Raw genomic sequence first — 22,419 nt, forward strand, 5'->3', positions numbered from 1 at the left:
AACACCTTATGCCGTTTCGCTTTACTGTATCGCGCTAGGCTTTGGCTGTTTGTTCCTGTTGTTTGGCAGCCTCTTGCGCTGCTAATTCTTGCGCAGCTAATTCTTGAGCCTTAATGGCCGCTTCGAGTTTTGCCTCAACATAACCCGGTGAATGGGTCGCGGCCGAGATTAAGCGGTACATGGCCGGGATCACGAACAGGGTCACAAAGGTGGCAAAGGCCATACCGAAGAACACTACAGTACCTACGGCAATCCGGCTTTCAGAGCCTGCGCCCGATGAGAAGATCAGCGGCACAGCACCTACTAAGGTGGTGAAGGCTGTCATCAGAATGGGGCGTAAGCGACGAGTCGAAGCGTCGATAATGGCTTTATCTAGGGCTAAACCTCGGTCACGCAATTGGTTGGCAAACTCGACGATTAAGATACCGTTTTTAGTCACCATACCAATCAACATGATCATCCCAATCTGGCTATAGATGTTAATGCCTTGACTGGTAACCAACAGGCCAAGGAAGCCACCGAATACCCCCATAGGCACGGTAAACATCACCACTAAGGGGTTGATAAAGCTTTCAAATTGCGCCGCCAGAACCAGATAAGCCACTAGGAGCGCTAAACCGAACACGATTAAGATGCTGCTCTGGTTTTCTTTAAAGTCCTTAGATTCGCCAGTATAACCGATGGAAATATCCTTAGGTAATAACTCAATCGCCTTATTATCCAAAAACTTCAAGGCTTCACCCAAGGTGTAGCCTTTACTGATGTTGGCCTTGAGGGTGATGGATTTTTGCTTATTGGTATGGCTAAGTTTTTGTGCCGATGCGACTTCTTCGATATGGGTTAGGGTATCGAGCGTCACTAATTCGCCCTTGGCCGAGCGCATATAGATTTGGCTCAAATCGCCGACGTTGTTAAAGCTGTTTTCATCGCCGCGCAGATACACATCGTACTCTTCGCCTCGGTCGACATAGGTGGTTTCTTTGCGACCGCCGAGCATCACTTCTAAGGTTTGCGAGACTTCGTCGACGCTGATCCCAAGTTCCGCCGCCCGTTCTTTATCGACGGTGACGATAAGCTCCGGCGTGGTTTCGGCATAATCTAAATCCGCGCCTTCCATCATAGGACTGGCATTGGCTTCTTCTTTTAATACCTGCGCCCATTTAAACAGCTCGGCGTAATCTGAGCCGCCGAGGACGAATTGTACTGGCTCACTCGATTGGCCCCTAAAGCCTGGCATCATAGGGCGAACCATCACGTCGGGAATGTCTTTTAAGGCGTTACTGATAATGCCAAGAGCTTGTTGCGCCGTGACATGGCGATGTTCCCAGTCCTCTAACTGCATGATCACAAAGCCTGTTTGATCGCCAGCGCGGCCACCGAAAGCGGGGGCTTGAACGCTAAAAGAACGTAACACGCCTTGGCCGAGCAGGGGCATCAATCGGTCTTCGACTATGTCCATGTTCGCTGTCATACGGTTATAGCTAGTGCCTTCGGCGCCTTTTACGAAGGCGAACAGTACGCCGCGGTCTTCCTGCGGTGCTAACTGTGAGGGCACTTGTTGCATTAACCAGGCACTGCCGCCAACGCAGGCGAGGATCACCAGTGGCGCCAACCATTTAAAACGGATCGCCTGAGTCACGCCAACACGGTAAACCTTTTCCATGCGGGCAAAACCACTGTCGACGAAACGGTTAAAACGGTTCGGTTTAACATTGGCCTTGAGCAGTTTGCTACTCAGTACTGGTGTCAGCGTCAGGGCGATAAGTGAAGAAAACAGCACGGATACCGCCAGCATCACCGAGAACTCGGTAAAGAGTAAACCGACCATGCCCTCCATAAAGGAAATCGGCAGGAACACCATGACTAACACTGCTGTGGTGGCCACAACCGCAAAACCTACTTCCCGCGTGCCTTTGTAAGCGGCGAGCAGCGGCTCTTCACCGCGCTCAATATGGTGGAAGATGTTTTCTACCACCACGATGGCATCGTCAACGACAAGACCGATGGCGAGAATTAATGCCATCAGCGTCAAGAGGTTAATCGAGTAGCCGAACATATTGGCGGCAATAAAGGCCGAAATCAGCGACACAGGTACAGTCACCGCAGGGATGAGGGTCGCTCTGGTTTGGCCGATAAAGATGTACAGCACTAATACCACAAGGGCGCCAGTCACATAGAGAGTGTTGTATACCTCATTAATTGAGCGGTCGATAAAGACGGTCGAGTCAAAGTCCACCACTAGGCTTGTGCCTTCGGGGAGAAAGTCTTGAATTCTATCGACTTCTTTATGGACTTCCTGCGCCACAATCAAAGGATTCGCATCGGACTGAGTGATGACGCCTAAGCTTAAGTTAACGATACCATCGCTCTTAAAGGTGGAGTTTTCGTTCTGGGCGCCAACGGCCACATCCGCCACATCCTTAAGATAGATAGGCGTGCCATCGCTGGCGGTGCGAACCACCAAATAGTCAAAGTCCTTCGGGGTGTAATAGAGTCGCTTAGTGCGCACAGACATTACAGTGGTATCGTTACGTACTTGACCGCCTGGGGTTTCAACGTTTTCTTTACGCAGTGCGTTAATAATGTCGGTGACAGTAACATTGCGTCCCGCCATTTGCTCGGGTCTGAGCTTAACGTACATCACCTTGTACAAACCGCCCGAGATGCTGATGGAACTCACGCCGCTGATGAGGCTAAATCTGTCTTCTAATACGCGCTGGGCGTAATCGGTCAGCTGAGTTCTGTCCATTACGCTTGAGCTTAAGTTGACATAGACAGAGGGCTCGCCAGAGCCATTGTCCTTAGAGACGACAGGATCGTTGGCATCTTCAGGCAGGCGGCGCTGGGCGCGGGCCACTGCGTCACGCACATCACTCACGCCTTCGGTTAAGTTCCAACCGAGGAGGAATTTCACTGTGATCCGCGAGCTGCCATTACGGGTGGTTGAGGTGATTTCATCGATGCCGCTGATCCCCGTAAGTTCATCCTCGAGGGTCTTAGTGATTTGGCTCTCCATAATCGCGGCCGAGGCACCTGAGTAGCTGGTACTGACGGTCACCACTGGGCTTTCGACATCGGGCATTTCTCGTACCGACAGTTTAGTGAAGGACACTAAACCAAACACGCACAACAATAAGCTTAAAACGATCGCGACGACGGGGCGCTTAACGGAAACATCGGACAGCCACATTATTTCATCTCCGCGGTGTTGACGTCTGATTTAGCGGCAGGACCTTGAGTCTTGTTATTGGCTTCGAGCACGACTTCATTGATCTTTAAGCCATCGCGCATATTCACTAGTCCTTGCACTACCACTTTGTCGCCAATCTTGAGGCCAGAATCGATAAGCACTTGATCACCCACACGTGCGCCTAAAACCACTTCGGTGCGATGGGCGATTTTATCCTCGCCAACCACATACACATAGCGCTTAGTGCCTGAATATTCTAAGGCTTGTACTGGCACAATTGGGGCGGAAATCGGTGGGAAGGTGATGGTCGATGACATCATCATGCCGGGTTTTAAGCGGTTTTTCGCGTTTTCAAATTGTACGCGGACCTTCAAGTTTAAGGTTTCTTCATTCACGCGGGGATCGATAGCGATCACTTTGCCGATAAAGGTTTCACCTGGCCAAGCGCGGCTGGTGGCCGAGACTGGCATACCAATACTTAACTGTGACAGAAAATGCTCGGGCACCTGTAGGTCGAGTCGCATGCTGGATAAGTCATCCAAGGTCATCAGCTCAGTGCCTATGCTGACCATTTTACCTTCGCTGAAGTTAATCAGCCCGGTTTTGCCGGCAAAGGGGGCGATCAATGAATGATAGTGTAAGTCTGCCTGCGCCGAGGCGAGTCGTGCTCTGGCGATATCGACACTGGCCTTTTGCGCATCAATTTCTGTTTGGGTGATGGCGTTGCGGCTGATGAGTTTTTCAAATTCCCTGAGTTTACGGGTTTCATCATTTAAAAAGGCATTGGCTTCGGCCACCGCAGCTTGGGCCTTCATGTCATCGAGTTCGATAAGCAGCTGGCCTTTCTTGACCGCTTGGTTTGATGTCACTGCGATTTGCTTAATTTTGCCTGTGACTTGCGGCGCGATTACCACAGCGCGATCGGCAGCGAGCTTACCAATCAGTGAAATCGATTGTGTTAGCGGATGTTCAACCACTTCTCCGGTAACCACAGGTACTGTACGCATTAAATGGGGCGCGCTTTCGGGTTTGGCCGCTTGCAGTACATCACTAAAACTCACAGCGGCGGCAACCGCAGCAACTAAGGCAATGGCTATTATGGTTTTTTTCATTGGAATAATTATCTCGCACAAAGACGGTTAACAGGCGAATGCACTAATGGCGCTATTCTAGTGAATAACCGTCATCAGGTGGGTAAAAGTTTGTAAAGTTAAGCACTCGAAAGTGAAAGAAATTGTGTTTTGTGTCGAGACACCCCATGGCAATCTCATCCGCCCCGTTCGAAGTGGCTAAGATAGCCGAGTTCTGTTACTAAGGATGTGCTTGTGTTCGTATTTTCTCTATCGGATCTAAGGTGGATTGAATTTGCGGATATTGGCTTAAAATCGCGCCAAGGCGGCCATCCAGGGCCATGCTTTCCAATCCTTTATTAAACTCATCGACTAAGGTGGCCTGATCGGCAATCGCTAACGATACCCCTAAATGGAATACCTCAGTTGCTATGGGCTCGCCAACCTGTTCAAGGGCATCGAGATATTCATCGCCATGTTGCTTGATTAAATATTGGCCAAGGTTGTAACCAGTTAGCACTAAGTCGATGCGTTTTAGAAACAATTTCTTAAGATTCATCTCATCGGAACTGCCTTCCTCAGTGGTGAGTTCTGCTGCGGCAATCTCGGGCGGATTGGCGTAGCCACGGCCAATGCCAATGGTGAAGGGCTTTAGCTCACTTAATTGACTAAAACTTAAGGGATTATCCTTACGTTTATAGAACACAATCTGTACGGCCTGAATGGGATTGGAATAGTGCGCCCATTGCTCACGTTCTTTGCGATACCAAAGGCCAATAATGCCATCGGCTTGGCCAGTTTTGACTAGCAAGGCTGCCCGCGCAAAGGGATAGAATTTGACACTGGCATTATAGCCGCGACGTTTAAAAGCCTCTTTGACCACGAGGGCGACACCGCCTTGATCGGCTAACTCACTGCTATAAAAGGGAGGGTAATTGGTCGCCACCAATGTTAAATCTCGCCCCGCTAAACTGGGTGCGGATAATCCTAAGAGCTGTAATACAAGGCTAATCTTGATTAGCGACTTGAAGTCCATACTCGCCCCTTAAAAACACGGAGTCACTTTGCTGAGTATAGGGGGAGTTTGGACCTTGAGTGGGAATTTTCTCTGGTGATAACTACGCTGGTAACTCTTCCTAATCTAAGAGGAAAATACAAGGAGGCATACAACTGAGTTATTGGACTCAAGATGTAAAAAGGGCCTATGGGTAAACCTCATAAGCCCTTCATTCTGTAGTGCGGCACTATATACTTGAGTGAGATTTTTATTTGATAGCCGTACTTTAAAGTGGCACTTGCTCACCTTGATACATACCGCGAGTGAGTTTATCTTGCTCTATGAGTAGTAGTTCGCCTGACTGACCATTCTTAATGCTGCTATCAATCGCGATGATTTTATTATGATAAAGCCCAAGAACACGATCCTGCGAGGTATGACCGACAATGATATGGTCGACCTTAAAGTAGTTCAGGATTTGGTCAATTTCTTGCTCGTTAAGCACATCTTTGAAGTAGCCACGGTACCAAGTGGGACCGTTAGTGAAAAACAGAAAGTTCAACAGGTCGTTTTGTTTTAAATCTTCTTTTTTATCGTCTAAATGTTGACGAAATAACTGATTGGCATCGCTAATATTGAGTTTGCGCTCGACCCATTCAGGGCTTATCCCACCGTGCATAAACAGCAGATTGTTAATCTTTACCATTGTGTTTTTACTGCGAAGCCAACGGCCGATTTCGGTGTCTTTGTTGTAGAGTGCATCATAGCTGCGGTTGAGTAGTTGCGCGGAGGTTTGATAACGTTCGTTCACATAACGTAAGTCGCCGCGAAACACCATTTGTTCGTGATTGCCCATGAGTAGATGTAAACGACCACCAGCGGCTTGGGCCTCTTTATCTAGCTCATATAAAAACCACAAAACTTCGTTCACTTGATGACCGCGGTCGAACATATCGCCCGTCATCACCATATGGCCATCACCAAAGGCCCAATGATGTTGGTCATCGATAATCTTGTGCGCTTTAAGCAAGTTAATCATCACATCGAATTGGCCATGCACATCGCTCAGGGCCACAATTTTACCCGCATGGGTATAAGTATCGGCTTCAACCTGAGGCGCCTCGTTATGACGTACTGGTTGTGGCAAGTTACCGCAATCGCTAGGGCGGGCTAATTGGTTGTTTGCGATAGGGGTTTGTTTTAATTCACTCTGGCAGATCCAATAGGCGGTATTTTCTTGTCCCTGATCGAGAAACACATAGGGACCATCTGTTACGGCCGATGCTGTTGGGCTTGGCTCTGCACTATAGGTGGCAACGGAAAATAAGCTGAGCAGAGAGAGCAAGGCTCCATGAGCGGCGATAGTGCTGCGTTTTTTGGTCGATGCGGATGAAAACACATCCTGTGATGGGCATTTCATGTGATTGACGCCTCGTTCGGAGAGTATGTGCATTCGATGTTCCTCTTATCGTTTACGCCGCCTATTTTGGGGTGGTTAGCATAATGTTAATAATTGGATGCGGCAAGGGGTATAAAGATGGGATATTTTCATGTTGAAAAAGTTTGGACCTGAAAATATCGATAAATAGGTATTGGAATTTGATGTCAATTTTAGACAGATAAATTTTGGCTAGTACTATTTTATGCATATTTTTAACGCGTTAGTCTTAGGTTTGATTTAAGCGGGTTTTGTACGGTTATTTTCTGAATAAATTATTCTGACTCATTTTAAATGACGAGTTTTAAATGCACGGCATTGTAAATTTGTTGATATTTATTTTTCCATTTAAATAGTTTTGTTTATTTATTGCCAAATAAGTGTTGATAATGGTAAAAGTCAATGTGAATCGCCTAAAGTTATGATTTTACTGGGTCTCATTCGGTAATTGTTGCTTGTGCTTTTATTCTTAATCTATGGGTTAAAGCCTGGAATATTAGGTGAAAGAGTTTTTATTATTATCTCAATAACAGATATGCGTACTGTATGATTTCGTGTTTATTTACATATCAATTCGAAAATCGATTGGTATTCTCTCTTGCTCGTATTTCTTCGCTAATATCCCTTAACATTCGCCCACAAAACGTTCGTCATACGTTAACGTCACTGTTTTCTCTTATTCTGTCGAGTGTAATTGTGAGTGCGGCCAGTTTATTTATGGCGCCGACTCACGCCGATGACACTGAGCTTTATGTTTTCGAAGCGTCCGCCCGTAATGGCTCGCGTCCGCAGGTGCTGATTATCTTTGATAACTCGGGCAGCATGAGTAATCTCGCCTATGATGTCGAGGCGCCCTACGAGAATAAGCGCGCAGTAAATTATGCCCAATCGGGTAATTTATTCTATAGCCGAGGTTCATCGGAAAACGCGGCTGCGCCCAATCCTAATTCAGGGCGGGAAAAACGTAAGTTCAGTGGTGGACTCAATGGCTGCGAAAGCTCATGGGAATATCTGAATCGTTACGGCACCTTTACGGGTTTTTTTAGGGAATATGGTTTTTCGGGAAGCTCGGGATCTTGGAGAGAGTTCTCAGAGCTTAACGGCAGTTCCATTTCCGCCGTCGATTGTTTTGAGGATATTCAGGAAAACAAGTTCGGTAACGCGGCAGGTGAAGCCCAAGGTTTACCCGTGGACAGCCTAGGGACGGCGAGCAAACCGGTTCGTTACACTGAGGCCAGTACTAGCTCATCAGACAATGTAAAGTCCGCGGCCAAGGCTAAGGCAGAAAAAACCGCGTTTGGTACCGGTAAAGTGGTTACCGTCTATACCGAAGATTACTTAAACTGGCTGCATGGTCCTAAAACTAGGGTCAATAAAACGCGACTAGCCTTGGCTAAAGATGCGATTGAAAGTGTGATTTTAACCACGCCGGGTGTGGATTTTGGCCTAGCGATTTTTAATATGAATGGCCCCTATGATGGGCAGCGTGATGGCGGGCGGATTATCTCTGGGATTAAGCCTATGTCCGCTGCAGCTAAAATTGATTTGCTTAAAGGGGTTAATGATATTAACTACGCCCAAAATACTCCCTTATGCGAAACCCTCTATGAGGCGTACCGTTATTTCGGCGGGCAGAGTCAGTATTTTGGTGATGATGACAGCGATTATGACTATTTCGACCGCTGGGGACGTTATTTGGGGACTTACCAAGCGAGCAGAAACTCTTTTACCGATCCCGAAGCGTTAGTCGTGGGGACCAATAACTATAACTCGCCCTTCAAACGTTGCCAAAATGAAGCCTATATCATCTATATCACCGACGGTGAACCCACGCTGGATAATGCGGCCGATGGTTTGGTTGAACAGTTAACCAAAGGTGTTGGAAAACATACCTCTCGCCCCGTCAGCTACCTCAGTGCGCTTTCAGGCTGGATGAGAAACGAAGATGTCAATCCTAATTCTGCGGGTAAACAAACCGTTAGAACCTTTACCATCGGTTTTAGTGAAGGTGCCGCCAGTGCCGAACATTTGCTGAAGCAGACCGCCGAAAATGGCGGAGGTAAGTATTTCGATGCGACCGATGCCAGTAAATTACGCTCTTCATTACAAACGGCCCTGAACAATATTCTCGAAAAAAATGCCAGCTTTACCTCTCCCTCGGTGGCAAGTAATAACTTTAACCGAACGCAAACCTTTGATTCCGCTTATTACTCTATGTTTTTGCCGAACAAAGGGCCGAGATGGTTAGGCAATATTAAGAAATTCAAAGTCACCAGTAGTGGTGATGTTGTCGATAGCAAAGGCAACAATGCGATAGGTGAAGATGGCAACATCAAAGCCGAGGCCTGCTCCTATTGGACCTCGGCCGAAGAGTGTGGTGCGAGTGGCGATGGTAACGATGTGAAGCGGGGTGGAGTGCTAGGCGCAATGCAGCAGGCGGGTAGTCGCACCTTGTACAGTAATTTAGGCACGGGATTAAGCCCGTTTACCCTGTCGAATGCATCTCGCAAAGCGGGGGGCGATGCACGTTTGGCCTTGTATATGGGGGTCGATGAAACTGAGCTTAGCGAGCATTTTGATTGGGCCAAGGGCATCGATGTCGACAATGACAAGAATCAGGACCTCAGTGCCGCGAGTGGCGCAACCCCCAATTGGCGCGCCGATATTATGGGGGATGCTTTACATTCCAAACCCTTAGCACTTAATTTTGGCTCTGAAGATCAGCCCGATATTCGGATTATCGTGGGGACTAACCATGGGTTCCTGCATATGTTCAAGGATGAAGGCGATAGCGTGTCTGAGACTTGGGGTTTTATCCCCTATGAGTTGCTGCCGAATTTTCGCGATCTGAAGGCGAACGCGCCAACGGGCGTGCACTCGGTATACGGTATTGATGGCTCGCCAGTCGCTTACACCAAAATGCAGGGCAAACGTATTGAAAAAGCGTGGGTGTTTGTGGGGATGCGTCGTGGGGGAAATGCTTATTATGCCCTCGATATCACCTCCCCCGATAATCCTACTTTTATGTGGAGGATTGATGCCAGCTCACCGGGAATGGGCGAATTAGGTCAATCATGGTCGACGCCTGTCGTCACCACGATTCCGAGTGCCACTGGGGATAAACCCGTGCTCATCTTCGGTGCGGGATATACTCCAGCGACCAAGGATGGCGCTGAGATTGGCAGTGACGATAGCCAAGGCCGAGGCGTGTTTATTGTCGATGCCGAAACGGGGGCGTTAATCCATCAATTTGGGGGCAGTGGCGCAAACACCCAACTGCCAGGGATTGCCAACAGTATTCCGAGCAGCGTTGCCGTGTTAGATGGTAATGGTGATGGCCGAACGGATAGGATCTATGCCACAGATACACAAGGGAATGTGTGGCGAATGGACATGCCTACGGCAAATACCTCGACCTGGTCGGGATTTAAATTTGCCGCATTAGGGGATAGGAGTTCGGTGGCAAGTGACAGACGATTCTTCTCCGGCCCCACGGTCGCGCAGACCATTATCACCAATACCTTCGAGTTGACTCAGGTGGTGAATGGGAAATCGACCAAGACAGTGACGACACAGAATATTCCCTACGATGCCGTAGTGGTGGGCAGCGGTCACAGGGCAAAACCTAGCGATGTGTCCCGTTCGGATATGTTTTTTGCCTTGCAAGATAGGAACATAGTAACTCAGTCATTCCAAGGTAAGCCTAATCAAAAGCCTGTGCCGAGCGCCTTAACCTTAAGTGACTTATACGATGTGACTACGGCGGCGCCAAGCAACCAAGCTAGCGAAATCGCCTTTGGCCAAAAACGGGGTTGGTACTATGACTTCTCCCGTAAAGGTGAAAAGAGTCTATCGTCAGCGACCATAGTTCAGGGCGAGGTGTATTTCACCAGTTTTGTGCCTGGTAGTGATGCTTCGGTGAACCAATGTTTAAGTTCGGGGAAGGGCTACCTCTATAAAAAGAATTTACACAAAGGCACGAATGGCTACAGAACCGATTTCTTATATGCCGGTGAACTGGTTTTGGATACGCCGCAATTGGTCATCCCCCCGGCAGCGCAGCCTGATGACCCCAATGCTAAGGCTCCCACTCTAGATATGTTTTTGATTGGGATTGGTAAGGCAGTGCCTGAGGAGGCGACTTGTGAGAGCGGTAATCCTAAGTGTATTGGCAGTGGGCCTAAGGCAAATAAGATTTACTACTACGTAGATCAATAATGCAAAGCCTTAATAAATCAATATGAGTGATAGCTTAATGATGAAATATGGTGCCATTTTTTTATTGCTGTTATGGGGGCTTCAATGGCCTGCAATGGCGGCAGAAAAAGAGAGACGACAGGATTACAAATGCTATTTAGAAACGAATCAAGGAGCTAAATTGATGCGTTTCTCCTGGTTTGAATCTAAAGCCGAGCAGTATCAACTGTCTTTACCCGGAACAAAATTGCCCCGTTTACCGCGGGACAAACCCATTGCGCTCTACGCTAAGAAGGTGCTGGAATGCGTGAAAAACACTGAGAGCTTCACCCTCGAAGAGGCCAAGCAGGCCGAGCTTGCTCCTGAAAATCAAGGTTGACCGGTTTTCTAAGCTTTTAAAAAGACTTAGAAAATTGCTTTGTGCTTAGGACTAAAATATTACGCCTTAGGTAGTAAACTTCCTAAGGCGTATGCTTTTAAACACCAACTTGATAAGAAAGCTGCCGATTAGGATAGCTGCTCTTTCAGATATTCAAGCCACTCAGAAGGTTGACCGTAAAAGCGGCTGTGATTGATAAGCTTTAAATGACCTTCACTGGTCTCTAGCGCCACGGAGGGAAACCCTTGGGCGCCGAGCCGATTCATTAATGCCCGCGAAGCGACGATATGTTGATAGAGGGCTTCTTCATTTTCGGCATATTCCCGGGCAAAGGCGGCGCCATCTATGCCCAATTTTTCCGCTAAAAGATGCAGATTATTTTCATCGCTTGCGCACTTGCCATCGCGATAATGGCCGAGCTGCATCGCATGCAAGTAGGCTAAGTCATTGCCACCTAAGGCGGTCATTGCGAGTAACGCCCTGATGGGCAGCGCCGAATCTAATAGGATACTCGTGTCACGCAATAGGCCTTCGTAGTAGTTTTCACCAAAGACTTGTCCGGTTAGCGCGGCAATACGTTGATCATGGGGCATCACATAGTCGCGCCATTGATTATCAATCTGTTTGCGTCTTGGCCCTGTGAGCATGCCGCCCGCGTAGAGTTTGATGCTAAATCCGGCTGCGGCTGCGGCATCAAACAGTGGTGCCGCGGCATAACACCAACCGCACAGAGGGTCGATAATGGCATGTAAAACGGCCGGGGGATTTTCAATGGTATTCATGGGGACTTCCTATAAAACGGGCTGAACTGAACTTTGGCTTGAGTGCTAACCAAGGCTTACATCAGAATGAATGGGGCAGGGAATACCGTGCCCCGATGCGTTTACATGGGCCAGCGCATTTCGCCCATAATGACTTTAGCGCTGATCTCAAGGCCCACATCGCTGGGGATTTGTGGGTAGAGTGCAAGCATCTTGGCGATTAAGTCCGCAGAATTTTTTGCTGTTTTAGCTGCATTTTCAAAGGCATGAATATAGTCGCGGGTAAAGCTAATCGCGCGCTGATCAAATCTTGCCTTGCCAAGATAATGGCCAGGGATCACTGTTTCGGGGGAGAGGGCACTCATTTTATCCAAATGGGCTAACCAAGCCTGGTGAGACTCGATACTTTGGGTATCAGCTATCCAAACATGGGTATTATCAAATACTTCAACTCCGCCAGTGATGGTCTTAGCCGAAGGTACCCACAGGAAGGTATGCTTAGGGTGAGTATCCTCTAGACCTTCAATCAGCACTTGTTCACCGTCGATACTAAAGCTATTGGTTGTCACCACCTTTGGCAGCACTAATTGGCTCGGCGCATTGTCCTTTAAAATCGGTCCCCAGTAGGCAAGCTTGCCCTCCATCGAGGCTTTAATATCATCGACAGTGGTTTGGGTGGCGACGATTTCTACCTCGGGGAAGTTTTGCTTAATCACATCCAACCCAAAGTAAAAGTCTGGATCGCTGTGGCTGATATAAACCAAGGTGAGTTTTTTACCGCTGGCCTTAATGGTATCCACTAAGGTCTGGGCATCATTTTTTTGGAACTGAGCATCGACCAACATCATTTCATGCTCGCCACTGATAAAGCTGGAGGACACGGCAAAGATGCTGTTTTCACCCGGATTAAAATGGCTCACTTGCAAAGGTGCGGCCTGCGCCGTAGCCATTCCTGCCACAAGCATTGCAGCGGCGAATTGGGGTTTGAAGCTGGCCAAGCTCAGGTTATTCAATAGTGTCATTTCAGTTCTCACTTATTCATTCAAATAGGCATTCGGTGGTTTGCACTGCTGCAAAAGTGAGCTTAGTTTAGGTTGCAAAAAACGTTAGATAAACACGGAAAATTGCGCTTGTTTGTTGCATAATTCGGATGAATCGGCGTTGAAAGCCGAGAATCTAGTGCAAGCTAATCAACAAGGGGCGAATAAACCATGGATAGACTCGAAGCGGCAAAGGTGTTTGTGACTATTGTCGAACGAGGGAGCATGATTGGCGCCGCCGAGGCGTTAGATATGTCGCGCTCCATGGTGACCCGTTACTTGGCAGAGATGGAAGAATGGTCGGGCGCCCGTTTGTTGCACCGCTCTACAAGACGTTTGAGCCTGACCGATGCGGGTGAACAAGTGCTCGATTATTGTCAGCGCTTACTTGAGCTGGCGCAGGAAGTCCCTGCCGTCAGTCATGCTCAGAGTGCCCAGCCCCGAGGGCTACTGCGGATCAGCTGCTCGCAATTTATGGCGCATTTACTCCTCCCCAGCGTCGTGCGTCCTTATTTAGCTCAATACCCGCAGGCGAGTGTGAACTTTCATGTGACGAGTCAAACCGTTGATTTAGTAGCTGAACGAATCGATCTTGCCATTCGTATCACCAACGAACTCGACCCTACGCTTATCGCCAGACGTTTAGGCGAGTGTGAGTCTGTGGTGTGCGCGGCGCCGAGTTATCTTGCCTGCCATTCGGCCATCACGCATCCCGAGAATTTAACTCGGCATAACTGCCTAACCTATTCTTACTTTGGCGATGTGATGTGGCGATTCACTCAAACGCCTATCGCCGCGAAGGCAACGTCAACGCAGGAAGTCGGGCAGATATTCAATATTCCGGTGAAGGGCAACCTAAGTGCCAATGACTCTATGGTGGTGTTAAACGCCACCTTGGCGGGGGAGGGAATTGCCATGCAGCCCCTGTGGGCGGCTAAACCGCACCTCGATTCGGGGGCATTAGTGCCATTGCTGCGGGAATATAAACCTCAATCCCTCGGCGTGTACGGGGTGTATCAATCCCGCAAACATATGCAGCCCGCATTAAGGGTGATGATGGATATGCTAGTGCAGCATTTTAATGGGGCAATTTGAGGGCGTGATCTTGAATGCGCGACTTGCGCTTGCATCTCTATGAGATAACGGTGACAGGGTTGCGTTGTTCGTTCGACTCTGTCCCTCGGTTTACGTCACTTTGGAATCGTTAATCAACCCCAGCTCCTTCCTTTGATTTATATTTTGCGCCAGACGCTTAAACCCCATTGCGGCTATTTTCTGTTCAGCTATATTGGTTGGGATATTTTTGTTTTAAATGTGCAACTTAGGTCCCATCCTCCCTTGCTGAGCAGACGATATGAGCGAAGATATTAAAGATCACAAAGAAATTACCCGCGCGAATATTCGCGTCAATGCCCAGCTCGATGTGCCCTTTTTGGCGATGAACACCCTAGCGGCCATCATCGCCAGCTACGGACTCTTGGCCAACAGCGCCGCGGTGGTCATTGGCGCCATGATTGTCGCTATGCTGTTTTCCCCCATTTTAGGCTTGGCATTAGGGCTGGTCGAAGGGGAAAAACTCTTAGTCCGCCATGCCATTAAAAGTTTGATTGTGGGGAGTATTCTGGTTTATTTCACCGCCTTTTTAATTGGCTTTCTGCATTCCGATATTCCTATCACGCCGGAGATCATGGCAAGAACGGCGCCTAACTTTCTCGATTTGATGGTCGCGTTTGCGGGTGGTGCGGCTGGCGCCTATGCGACCATTTCGCCGCGGTTAAGTACTTCCTTTGTGGGGGTGGCGATTGCTACCGCATTAGTGCCGCCCCTGTGTGCCTCGGCGATATTGCTCGGCCATGGCAATTTTGAACTCGCCCGAGGCGCCTTCTTACTGACGTTTACCAACATAGTCGCCATCCAATTTGTGTCCTCCGTGGTGCTGTGGTTGAACGGTTTCCACGGATTTTATTTTTGGCAAAAAAGCTCACTGTGGGAGTTGTTGAAACGTAACTTTATTACATTGATCTTGTTGGTTATTTTAGTTATTGCCCTCAGTGTGAATCTGCATAATGTGGTTGCAAGACAGTTGTATGAGAGCAAAGTGACTCGGATTGTGAGTGAGCAGCTACTCAAGTTCCCCAATATGCGGTTGATTAAAGTGGGGATTGAAGAACAAGCCAGTCAATGGATAGTGCGGGTCACCGTTGGCGGCATTAAAAAACCAGATGCCAGCTTTGTACGGCTACTGGAGAGTGAGTTGACACAGACGGGGCAAGTAAAACCGGCGACCGTGCGCGTACGTTACTTTCCGGTCGATGTGATTGACCGCGATGGTGATGTGAAAGCGATTCAGGAGCAGGATTAGTCGGCATAACCTTTTGTGCATAAAAGAAAAGCCCCGCAATTGCGGGGCTTTTTATGTACCTATAAACGCATGGCGCTTACTTGGTCATACGCTTGTATTTTAAGCGGTGTGGCTCAACCACATCGGCACCATAGGTGTTCTTCAACCACGCCGAGTATTCGGTGTAGTTACCTTCGTAGAAGTTCACTTGGCCTTCGTCGCGATAATCCAGAATATGGGTCGCGATACGGTCTAAGAACCAACGGTCGTGCGAGATCACCATAGCGCAACCTGGGAATTCGAGAATCGCTTCTTCCAGTGCGCGCAGGGTTTCAACGTCTAAGTCGTTGGTAGGTTCGTCGAGGAGAAGTACGTTACCGCCAGCCTGCAGCAGTTTAGCTAAGTGAACACGGTTGCGCTCACCGCCCGACAGCGTGCCAATCACCTTTTGCTGATCCGCACCACGGAAGTTGAAACGGCCCACATAGGCGCGGCTTGGGATTTCCATGTTGTTGATACGCATGATGTCTTGACCACCGGAAATTTCTTGCCAAATGGTGTTCTTGTCATTCATCGAGTCACGGAACTGTTCAACCGATGCCAGTTGCACGGTTTCACCCAGCTCAATGGTACCGCTATCAGGCTGCTCGCTGCCAGACAACATGCGGAACAGGGTCGATTTACCCGCACCGTTGGCACCGATAATACCGACGATTGCGCCCTTAGGAATGGAGAATGACAGGTTATCGATCAGAACGCGGTCACCGTAGGACTTGGTTAAGTTCTTCACTTCGATGACTTTGTCACCTAAACGCGGTCCGGGCGGAATAAACAGCTCGTTGGTTTCGTTACGTTTTTGGTAATCAGTGGTGTTCAGCTCTTCGAAGCGCGCCATACGGGCTTTGCCCTTAGACTGACGGCCTTTTGCACCTTGGCGAACCCATTCTAATTCTTTCGCAATGGTCTTTTGACGCGCGCTTTCTGCGGCAGATTCCTGCTTCAAGCGGGCATCTTTTTGCTCAAGCCATGAAGAGTAGTTGCCTTCCCATGGGATACCCTCACCACGGTCAAGTTCTAAAATCCAGCCAGCAGCATTGTCGAGGAAGTAACGGTCGTGGGTAATCGCCACAACGGTGCCCGAGTATTCCTGCAGGAAGTGCTCGAGCCAAGCGACTGATTCGGCATCCAAGTGGTTGGTGGGTTCGTCGAGCAGCAGCATCTCTGGCTTTTCCAGCAGCAGACGGCAAATTGCCACACGGCGGCGCTCACCACCCGATAAGACTTCAATCTTTTCATCCCAATCTGGCAGACGCAGGGCATTCGCCGCACGCTCAAGGATGTTGTCCAGATTGTGGGCGTCCTGCGCTTGGATGATGGCTTCGAGTTCGCCTTGCTCTTTGGCAAGTGCGTCGAAGTCCGCATCGGGATCGGCGTAGGCTGCATAGACTTCGTCTAAGCGTTTGAGGGCATTTTTGGCTTCAGAAACCGCTTCTTCAATCGCTTCACGCACGGTTTGCGTCGGGTCGAGTTTCGGTTCCTGTGGCAGGTAACCAATCTTCAGCCCTGGCATTGGGCGCGCTTCACCCTCAATTTCGGTATCGATACCGGCCATGATGCGCAGTAGGGTGGATTTACCTGAACCGTTAAGACCTAACACACCGATCTTAGCGCCGGGGAAAAAGCTTAAGGAAATGTCTTTAAGGATCTGCTTCTTAGGAGGAACAACCTTGCCCACCCGCAGCATGCTGTAAACAAACTGAGCCATTTTTCTGCATCTTAAGTGACTAATGATGCGGCTAATTCTACTCGATTGCGCGCCGAACTCAACTCGGCATTGAGGCGAGTTCAAGGTAAAACTGTAGGATTTTCATGTTTCAGAGACTGGGATTGTCGGCTCGTTACGAGTAGAATACCGCGCAACCCTACCTACAAGAATTGGCAGCTGGAGTAAGCAATGCTGAAAAAAGATATGAATATCGCAGATTATGATCCGGAACTGTTCAACGCAATTCAGAACGAAACTCTGCGTCAAGAAGAGCATATTGAGCTGATTGCTTCTGAAAACTACACCAGTCCACGCGTGATGCAAGCGCAAGGTTCACAATTAACCAACAAGTACGCCGAAGGTTATCCTGGCAAGCGTTACTACGGTGGTTGTGAGTATGTGGACGTAGTTGAAACCTTAGCAATTGAGCGTGCAAAACAACTGTTTGGTGCGACTTACGCAAACGTGCAACCTCACTCAGGTTCTCAAGCAAACAGCGCCGTTTACATGGCATTGTTAAAACCAGGCGATACCGTTTTAGGTATGAACCTCGCTCACGGTGGTCACTTGACCCACGGTTCACCTGTAAACTTCTCCGGTAGACTGTACAACATCATTCCTTACGGCATCGATGAATCAGGCAAAATCGACTACGACGAAATGGAACGTCTGGCAGTTGAACATAAGCCTAAGATGATGATCGGTGGTTTCTCTGCTTACTCAGGCATCGTTGACTGGGCAAGAATGCGCGAAATCGCAGACAAAATCGGTGCTTACCTGTTTGTCGACATGGCGCACGTTGCGGGTCTTATCGCCGCTGGTGTGTATCCAAACCCTGTGCCACACGCGCACGTTGTGACCTCAACCACTCACAAGACCTTAGCCGGTCCTCGTGGCGGTATCATTCTGTCTGCAGCCGATGATGAAGATTTATACAAAAAGCTGAACTCTGCGGTATTCCCAGGCGGTCAAGGCGGTCCTTTGATGCACGTTATCGCAGGTAAAGCGGTAGCCTTCAAAGAAGCTTTAGAGCCAGAGTTCAAAGCTTACCAACAACAAGTGGTTAAGAACGCTAAAGCTATGGTTGAAGTGTTCTTAGAGCGCGGTTACAAGATCGTTTCTGGCGGTACTGACAACCACTTAATGCTGGTGGACTTAATCGGTCGCGACCTGACGGGTAAAGAAGCCGATGCCGCTTTAGGTAGCGCGAACATCACAGTAAACAAAAACTCTGTGCCTAACGATCCACGTTCTCCATTCGTGACCTCTGGTGTGCGTATTGGTACGCCTGCGATCACTCGCCGCGGCTTTAAAGAAGCTGAAGCGAAAGAGTTAACCGGTTGGATCTGTGACATCCTCGACGATGCCCACAACCCAGCAGTCATCGAGCGCGTAAAAGGCCAAGTATTGGCACTGTGCGCCCGTTTCCCTGTTTACGGTTAATTCGTTAATTTATCTGAATATGAAGGCTGAGTTCACAACTGCTTAGGGTGTTACTCTTAGGTGGTTAACCTCAGCCGATAAATAGGATAAAATCCCATGGCCGCATTAAGCGGCCATTTTTATTGCTAAAATCTTAGACTTAAACCCGCTCGGTTTAAGCGAGAAACAGCGAAAGCCACAGGCTTTATTCCATTCACGGCAGGAGGCTCAATGCATTGTCCATTTTGCAGCGCGACAGATACTAAAGTGATCGATTCCCGATTAGTGGCGGAAGGCCATCAAGTGCGTCGTCGCCGAGAATGCACCGAATGCCACGAAAGATTTACTACCTTCGAAGGGGCTGAATTAGTGATGCCACGGGTGATTAAACGCGATGGCACGCGCCAACCCTTCGATGAAGAAAAGCTGCAAGCAGGTATGTTACGCGCGGTCGAAAAGCGCCCTGTGTCTATGGATGAAATCGAGCAGGCCTTAAGTAAAATCAAGTCAACACTTAGGGCTACTGGCGAGCGCGAAGTGCCATCCGAGATGATAGGTAACTTGATGATGGAACAGTTAATGAGCCTAGATAAAGTTGCCTATATTCGTTTTGCCTCGGTTTATCGCGCCTTTGAAGACGTCTCCGAATTTGGTGAGGCGATTGCGAAACTGCAAAAGTAATGTGGGTTATCTTAAGTTAGTGCTTAGGTTAGCGCCTCGTTATGCGCCGCATTCGGGCACGCTTCCTCAAGATTTCATAGGGTTTATATGAATTGGTCAGAACTCGATAACCAGATGATGAGCCGAGCCATACAACTGGCTCGCAAAGGATTTTATACCACTCGCCCCAATCCCAGTGTGGGCTGCGTTATCGTAAAAGATAATCAGATTGTCGGTGAGGGTTATCATCAAAAAGCTGGCGAGCCACATGCTGAGGTGCATGCACTGCGGATGGCTGGCGAGCTTGCCCGTGGCGCGACCGCCTATGTCACCTTAGAACCTTGCAGCCATTATGGCCGCACACCGCCGTGTGCCTTGGCACTGATTAATATTGGTGTAAAACGAGTCGTGGTGGCGGTTGAAGATCCCAATCCGCAGGTCGGTGGTCGCGGTATTCAAATGCTGCGCGATGCGGGCATTCAAGTGGATGTCGGTTTGCACCGCGACGAAGCTTACGCTTTAAATCTTGGTTTTATGAAGCGCATGGAATCAGGCCTACCTTGGGTGACGGTAAAGCTTGCCGCGAGCCTAGATGGTAAAACCGCGTTATCAAACGGTGTGTCCAAATGGATCACAGGCCCCGAAGCTCGCCGCGATGTGCAGCGCTTACGTTTACGCGCCTGCGCGCTAGTGACGGGGATTGACACTGTGCTGGCCGATGACCCTTCGCTTAATGTGCGTTACTCAGAGCTTGGCAGTCTTAGCTCACAATTGAGTGAAGCGCAGATTTTACAACCGCTGCGGGTGATATTAGACAGTCGTTGCCGGATGCCGATTACGGCAGCCTTGCTTGCGATTGAATCGCCGATGTTATTAGTCTCAACTGAGCCTTACTCGCCAGCCTTTATGGCGCAGTTGCCCGCCCATGTGACTTGTCTTCAATTACCGGCGATTGATGGTCGAATCTCGCTGCCTGCACTCTTAAGCTATTTAGGCAAAAGCTGTAATCAGGTGCTTATCGAAGCGGGCGCGACCTTAGCCGGCGCCTTTATCGGTGACGGATTAGCCGATGAATTAGTGTTGTATCAAGCGATGAAAATCCTTGGCGCACAGGGACGTAATCTACTCGAATTACCCGATTATCAAATGATGGCCGATATTCCGACCCTCAAACTGGTCGATGAGCGTAAAGTGGGCGCGGATACGCGTTTCACCTTGAGGCTTACATCCAATCCATCTTTAGCGAATAAGTGAGTTAACCATGTTTACTGGGATTATTGAGGCCGTTGGCACGCTGCGAAAGCTTGAACGTAAAGGCGATGATATTCGTTTGACGGTCGCCAGTGGCAAACTGGATTTAAGCGATGTGCGTTTAGGCGACAGTATCGCCACCAATGGTGTGTGTTTGACTGTGGTTCAGCAATTAGCCGATGGCTATGTGGCGGATGTGTCGGCTGAAACTGTCAGTCTCACAGGCTTTGCTAACTATAAAGTCGGCACTAAGGTTAATCTTGAAAAAGCCGTTACCCCGACAACTCGCCTCGGCGGGCATATGGTCAGCGGCCATGTGGATGGCATTGCCACCGTAGAGCAGCGTCTTGCTCGTGGTCAAGCAATCGAATTTTGGTTAGCGGCGCCTGCGGAGCTGGCTCGGTATATTGCTCATAAAGGTTCTATCACCATCGATGGCGTGAGCCTGACGGTAAACGAAGTCGATGGACACCGTTTCCGATTAACCATAGTGCCCCATACAGCGGGTGAAACCACGTTGGTAGATTTGAAAGCCGGCGATAAGGTAAATATTGAAGTGGATTTAATCGCCCGCTATTTAGAGCGTTTAATGCGCTTTGATACTAAAGAAACCCAAGGCGGCGGGGTGACCATGGAAATGTTAGCCCGTGCTGGCTTTGTGCGTTAGGGCACTGGCACTTAGCTCACTTAGGTATAGAATTTCATAACAACAGTAAAATCATAAAGGTCCTACAATGGCGCTGCACAGTATAGAAGAGATCATCGAGGATATTCGTCAAGGCAAAATGGTTATTTTGATGGATGACGAAGACAGAGAAAACGAAGGCGACCTGATTATGGCGGCCGAGCTGGTCACGCCTGAAGCGATTAACTTTATGGCGAAATACGGTCGTGGACTCATCTGTCAAACGATGACTAAAGCCCGTTGCCAGCAGTTAAACCTGCCCTTGATGGTGACTAATAACAATGCGCAGTTCTCGACTAACTTTACGGTATCGATTGAAGCGGCAGAAGGCGTAACCACTGGGATTTCGGCCCACGATCGCGCCGTAACGGTAAAAGCAGCCGTGGCTAAAGATGCCAAGGCATCGGATTTAGTTCAGCCGGGTCATATCTTCCCATTAATGGCGCAGGACGGCGGCGTGTTAACCCGCGCAGGTCACACTGAAGCGGGTTGTGATTTAGCCCGTTTAGCAGGGCTTGAGCCATCGGGGGTGATTGTTGAGATCCTCAATGAAGACGGCACTATGGCTCGTCGCCCTGATTTAGAGATTTTCTCTGAATTACATGGGATTAAAATCGGCACTATTGCGGCGCTTATCGAATACCGCAACACCAAAGAAACCACAGTCGTGCGCGAAGCTAAATGTAAACTGCCGACCCGCTTTGGCGAGTTCGACATGGTGACCTTTAGGGACACTATCGACAATCAACTACACTTTGCCTTAGTGAAGGGCGAGGTGAAGCCAGATTGTTTAGTGCGCGTACACTTACAAAATACCTTCAACGATTTACTCCACTCAGAGCGCGATCAGCAGCGCAGCTGGCCGCTTGAAAAAGCTATGGAACGCATTTCTGCCGAAGGTGGTGTGTTGGTGTTGCTGGGCAATCAAGAGCATCCTTGTGAAATCCTCTCTAAAGTCAAAGCCTTTGAAGCTGAAGATCAAGGTCAAGCGCCAGCCTCTGCAAAATGGCAAGGCACTTCGCGCCGTGTAGGTGTAGGCTCACAAATTCTGGCCAGCCTTGGGGTAACTAAAATGCGACTCTTAAGTTCGCCTAAGCGTTATCATTCACTCTCAGGTTTTGGTCTTGAAGTGACCGAGTACGTGGCGGAGTAACGGGCTAAGCCTGTCTGACGTTGTACTAAGGTAAAATTAATTATTTGTATAATTTGCATAGGGCTGTGGG

The 22,419-nt window shown here is 48.9% G+C and carries 16 protein-coding genes; 9 read left to right on the plus strand and 7 right to left on the minus strand.

The annotated features are described in order from the left end of the window. Positions 1-34: 34 nt before the first annotated feature. The 4 genes from SHEWMR4_RS05660 to SHEWMR4_RS05675 all read right to left on the minus strand — a co-directional run bounded on the left by SHEWMR4_RS05660 (position 35) and on the right by SHEWMR4_RS05675 (position 6,710). On the minus strand, positions 35-3,190 hold the full coding sequence (locus SHEWMR4_RS05660; protein ID WP_011621874.1) for a multidrug efflux RND transporter permease subunit: 3,156 nt from the start codon (positions 3,188-3,190) through the stop codon (positions 35-37). Continuing rightward, positions 3,190-4,302: an efflux RND transporter periplasmic adaptor subunit gene (locus SHEWMR4_RS05665; protein WP_011621875.1), complete on the minus strand. Its 1,113-nt coding sequence runs from the start codon at positions 4,300-4,302 to the stop codon at positions 3,190-3,192. The genes SHEWMR4_RS05660 and SHEWMR4_RS05665 overlap by 1 nt, the downstream gene beginning before the upstream one ends. 199 nt (positions 4,303-4,501) lie before the next feature. Continuing rightward, positions 4,502-5,296 carry a substrate-binding periplasmic protein gene (locus SHEWMR4_RS05670; protein WP_011621876.1) on the minus strand — a complete coding sequence of 265 codons (795 nt, stop codon included), beginning with the start codon at positions 5,294-5,296 and terminating at the stop codon, positions 4,502-4,504. 247 nt (positions 5,297-5,543) lie between these two features. Further along, positions 5,544-6,710, minus strand: coding sequence for a metallophosphoesterase (locus tag SHEWMR4_RS05675; RefSeq protein ID WP_011621877.1), 1,167 nt, complete (start codon positions 6,708-6,710; stop codon positions 5,544-5,546). A 531-nt stretch (positions 6,711-7,241) separates the two neighbouring features. On the opposite strand from SHEWMR4_RS05675, the gene SHEWMR4_RS05680 reads away from it, so the two are divergent. Continuing rightward, entirely contained in the window at positions 7,242-10,913 is a 3,672-nt protein-coding gene (locus tag SHEWMR4_RS05680; protein WP_011621878.1) for a pilus assembly protein, read from the plus strand. 40 nt (positions 10,914-10,953) lie between these two features. Continuing rightward, complete coding sequence (locus tag SHEWMR4_RS05685; protein ID WP_227499246.1) at positions 10,954-11,271, plus strand: TapY2 family type IVa secretion system protein; 318 nt, start codon at positions 10,954-10,956, stop codon at positions 11,269-11,271. 128 nt (positions 11,272-11,399) lie between these two features. On the opposite strand, the gene SHEWMR4_RS05690 is transcribed toward SHEWMR4_RS05685, so the two are convergent. After that, positions 11,400-12,053: a DsbA family protein gene (locus SHEWMR4_RS05690; RefSeq protein WP_011621880.1), complete on the minus strand. Its 654-nt coding sequence runs from the start codon at positions 12,051-12,053 to the stop codon at positions 11,400-11,402. A 101-nt stretch (positions 12,054-12,154) separates the two neighbouring features. Further along, on the minus strand, positions 12,155-13,054 hold the full coding sequence (locus tag SHEWMR4_RS05695; RefSeq protein ID WP_011621881.1) for an MBL fold metallo-hydrolase: 900 nt from the start codon (positions 13,052-13,054) through the stop codon (positions 12,155-12,157). Positions 13,055-13,243: 189 nt separating this feature from the next. Between SHEWMR4_RS05695 and SHEWMR4_RS05700 the strand changes: the two genes are divergently transcribed. Next, complete coding sequence (locus SHEWMR4_RS05700) at positions 13,244-14,167, plus strand: LysR family transcriptional regulator (RefSeq protein ID WP_011621882.1); 924 nt, start codon at positions 13,244-13,246, stop codon at positions 14,165-14,167. A 259-nt stretch (positions 14,168-14,426) separates the two neighbouring features. After that, positions 14,427-15,434: a TIGR00341 family protein gene (locus tag SHEWMR4_RS05705; RefSeq protein ID WP_011621883.1), complete on the plus strand. Its 1,008-nt coding sequence runs from the start codon at positions 14,427-14,429 to the stop codon at positions 15,432-15,434. A 76-nt stretch (positions 15,435-15,510) separates the two neighbouring features. Here SHEWMR4_RS05705 and ettA read toward each other — a convergent pair whose 3' ends face one another. After that, entirely contained in the window at positions 15,511-17,178 is a 1,668-nt protein-coding gene (gene ettA, locus SHEWMR4_RS05710) for an energy-dependent translational throttle protein EttA (protein ID WP_011621884.1), read from the minus strand. A 189-nt stretch (positions 17,179-17,367) separates the two neighbouring features. Here ettA and glyA point away from each other — a divergent pair, with 189 nt between their 5' ends. From glyA to ribBA, 5 genes are all read left to right on the plus strand, one after another. Beyond that, positions 17,368-18,621, plus strand: a complete 1,254-nt coding sequence (gene glyA / locus SHEWMR4_RS05715) for a serine hydroxymethyltransferase (RefSeq protein WP_011621885.1) — start codon at positions 17,368-17,370, stop codon at positions 18,619-18,621. Between the two features lie 210 nt (positions 18,622-18,831). Then, positions 18,832-19,281, plus strand: coding sequence for a transcriptional regulator NrdR (gene nrdR / locus SHEWMR4_RS05720; RefSeq protein ID WP_011073317.1), 450 nt, complete (start codon positions 18,832-18,834; stop codon positions 19,279-19,281). Positions 19,282-19,368: 87 nt separating this feature from the next. Then, the gene (ribD, locus tag SHEWMR4_RS05725; RefSeq protein WP_011621886.1) at positions 19,369-20,514 is read left to right on the plus strand and encodes a bifunctional diaminohydroxyphosphoribosylaminopyrimidine deaminase/5-amino-6-(5-phosphoribosylamino)uracil reductase RibD; all 1,146 of its coding nucleotides are present in this window, start codon (positions 19,369-19,371) and stop codon (positions 20,512-20,514) included. 7 nt (positions 20,515-20,521) lie between these two features. Further along, a complete protein-coding gene (locus SHEWMR4_RS05730; RefSeq protein ID WP_011621887.1) occupies positions 20,522-21,178 on the plus strand; it encodes a riboflavin synthase in 657 nt (218 codons plus the stop codon). Positions 21,179-21,245: 67 nt separating this feature from the next. Further along, positions 21,246-22,349 (plus strand): bifunctional 3,4-dihydroxy-2-butanone-4-phosphate synthase/GTP cyclohydrolase II, encoded by a 1,104-nt coding sequence (ribBA, locus tag SHEWMR4_RS05735; protein ID WP_011621888.1) that lies wholly within the window; start codon positions 21,246-21,248, stop codon positions 22,347-22,349. The last annotated feature ends 70 nt before the right edge of the window (positions 22,350-22,419 follow it).

The organism is Shewanella sp. MR-4 (assembly GCF_000014685.1).
Lineage (GTDB): Bacteria > Pseudomonadota > Gammaproteobacteria > Enterobacterales > Shewanellaceae > Shewanella.

Coding starts and splice junctions, on each gene's coding strand:
- SHEWMR4_RS05700 (WP_011621882.1), top strand. CDS start 13,244: ATGGATAGACTCGAAGCGGCAAAGGTGTTTGTGACTATTGTCGAACGA.
- SHEWMR4_RS05685 (WP_227499246.1), top strand. CDS start 10,954: ATGAAATATGGTGCCATTTTTTTATTGCTGTTATGGGGGCTTCAATGG.
- ribBA (WP_011621888.1), top strand. CDS start 21,246: ATGGCGCTGCACAGTATAGAAGAGATCATCGAGGATATTCGTCAAGGC.
- SHEWMR4_RS05705 (WP_011621883.1), top strand. CDS start 14,427: ATGAGCGAAGATATTAAAGATCACAAAGAAATTACCCGCGCGAATATT.
- SHEWMR4_RS05665 (WP_011621875.1), bottom strand. CDS start 4,302: ATGAAAAAAACCATAATAGCCATTGCCTTAGTTGCTGCGGTTGCCGCC.
- SHEWMR4_RS05675 (WP_011621877.1), bottom strand. CDS start 6,710: ATGCACATACTCTCCGAACGAGGCGTCAATCACATGAAATGCCCATCA.
- SHEWMR4_RS05670 (WP_011621876.1), bottom strand. CDS start 5,296: ATGGACTTCAAGTCGCTAATCAAGATTAGCCTTGTATTACAGCTCTTA.
- SHEWMR4_RS05660 (WP_011621874.1), bottom strand. CDS start 3,190: ATGTGGCTGTCCGATGTTTCCGTTAAGCGCCCCGTCGTCGCGATCGTT.
- SHEWMR4_RS05690 (WP_011621880.1), bottom strand. CDS start 12,053: ATGAATACCATTGAAAATCCCCCGGCCGTTTTACATGCCATTATCGAC.
- SHEWMR4_RS05695 (WP_011621881.1), bottom strand. CDS start 13,054: ATGACACTATTGAATAACCTGAGCTTGGCCAGCTTCAAACCCCAATTC.
- SHEWMR4_RS05680 (WP_011621878.1), top strand. CDS start 7,242: ATGATTTCGTGTTTATTTACATATCAATTCGAAAATCGATTGGTATTC.
- ribD (WP_011621886.1), top strand. CDS start 19,369: ATGAATTGGTCAGAACTCGATAACCAGATGATGAGCCGAGCCATACAA.
- nrdR (WP_011073317.1), top strand. CDS start 18,832: ATGCATTGTCCATTTTGCAGCGCGACAGATACTAAAGTGATCGATTCC.
- SHEWMR4_RS05730 (WP_011621887.1), top strand. CDS start 20,522: ATGTTTACTGGGATTATTGAGGCCGTTGGCACGCTGCGAAAGCTTGAA.
- ettA (WP_011621884.1), bottom strand. CDS start 17,178: ATGGCTCAGTTTGTTTACAGCATGCTGCGGGTGGGCAAGGTTGTTCCT.
- glyA (WP_011621885.1), top strand. CDS start 17,368: ATGCTGAAAAAAGATATGAATATCGCAGATTATGATCCGGAACTGTTC.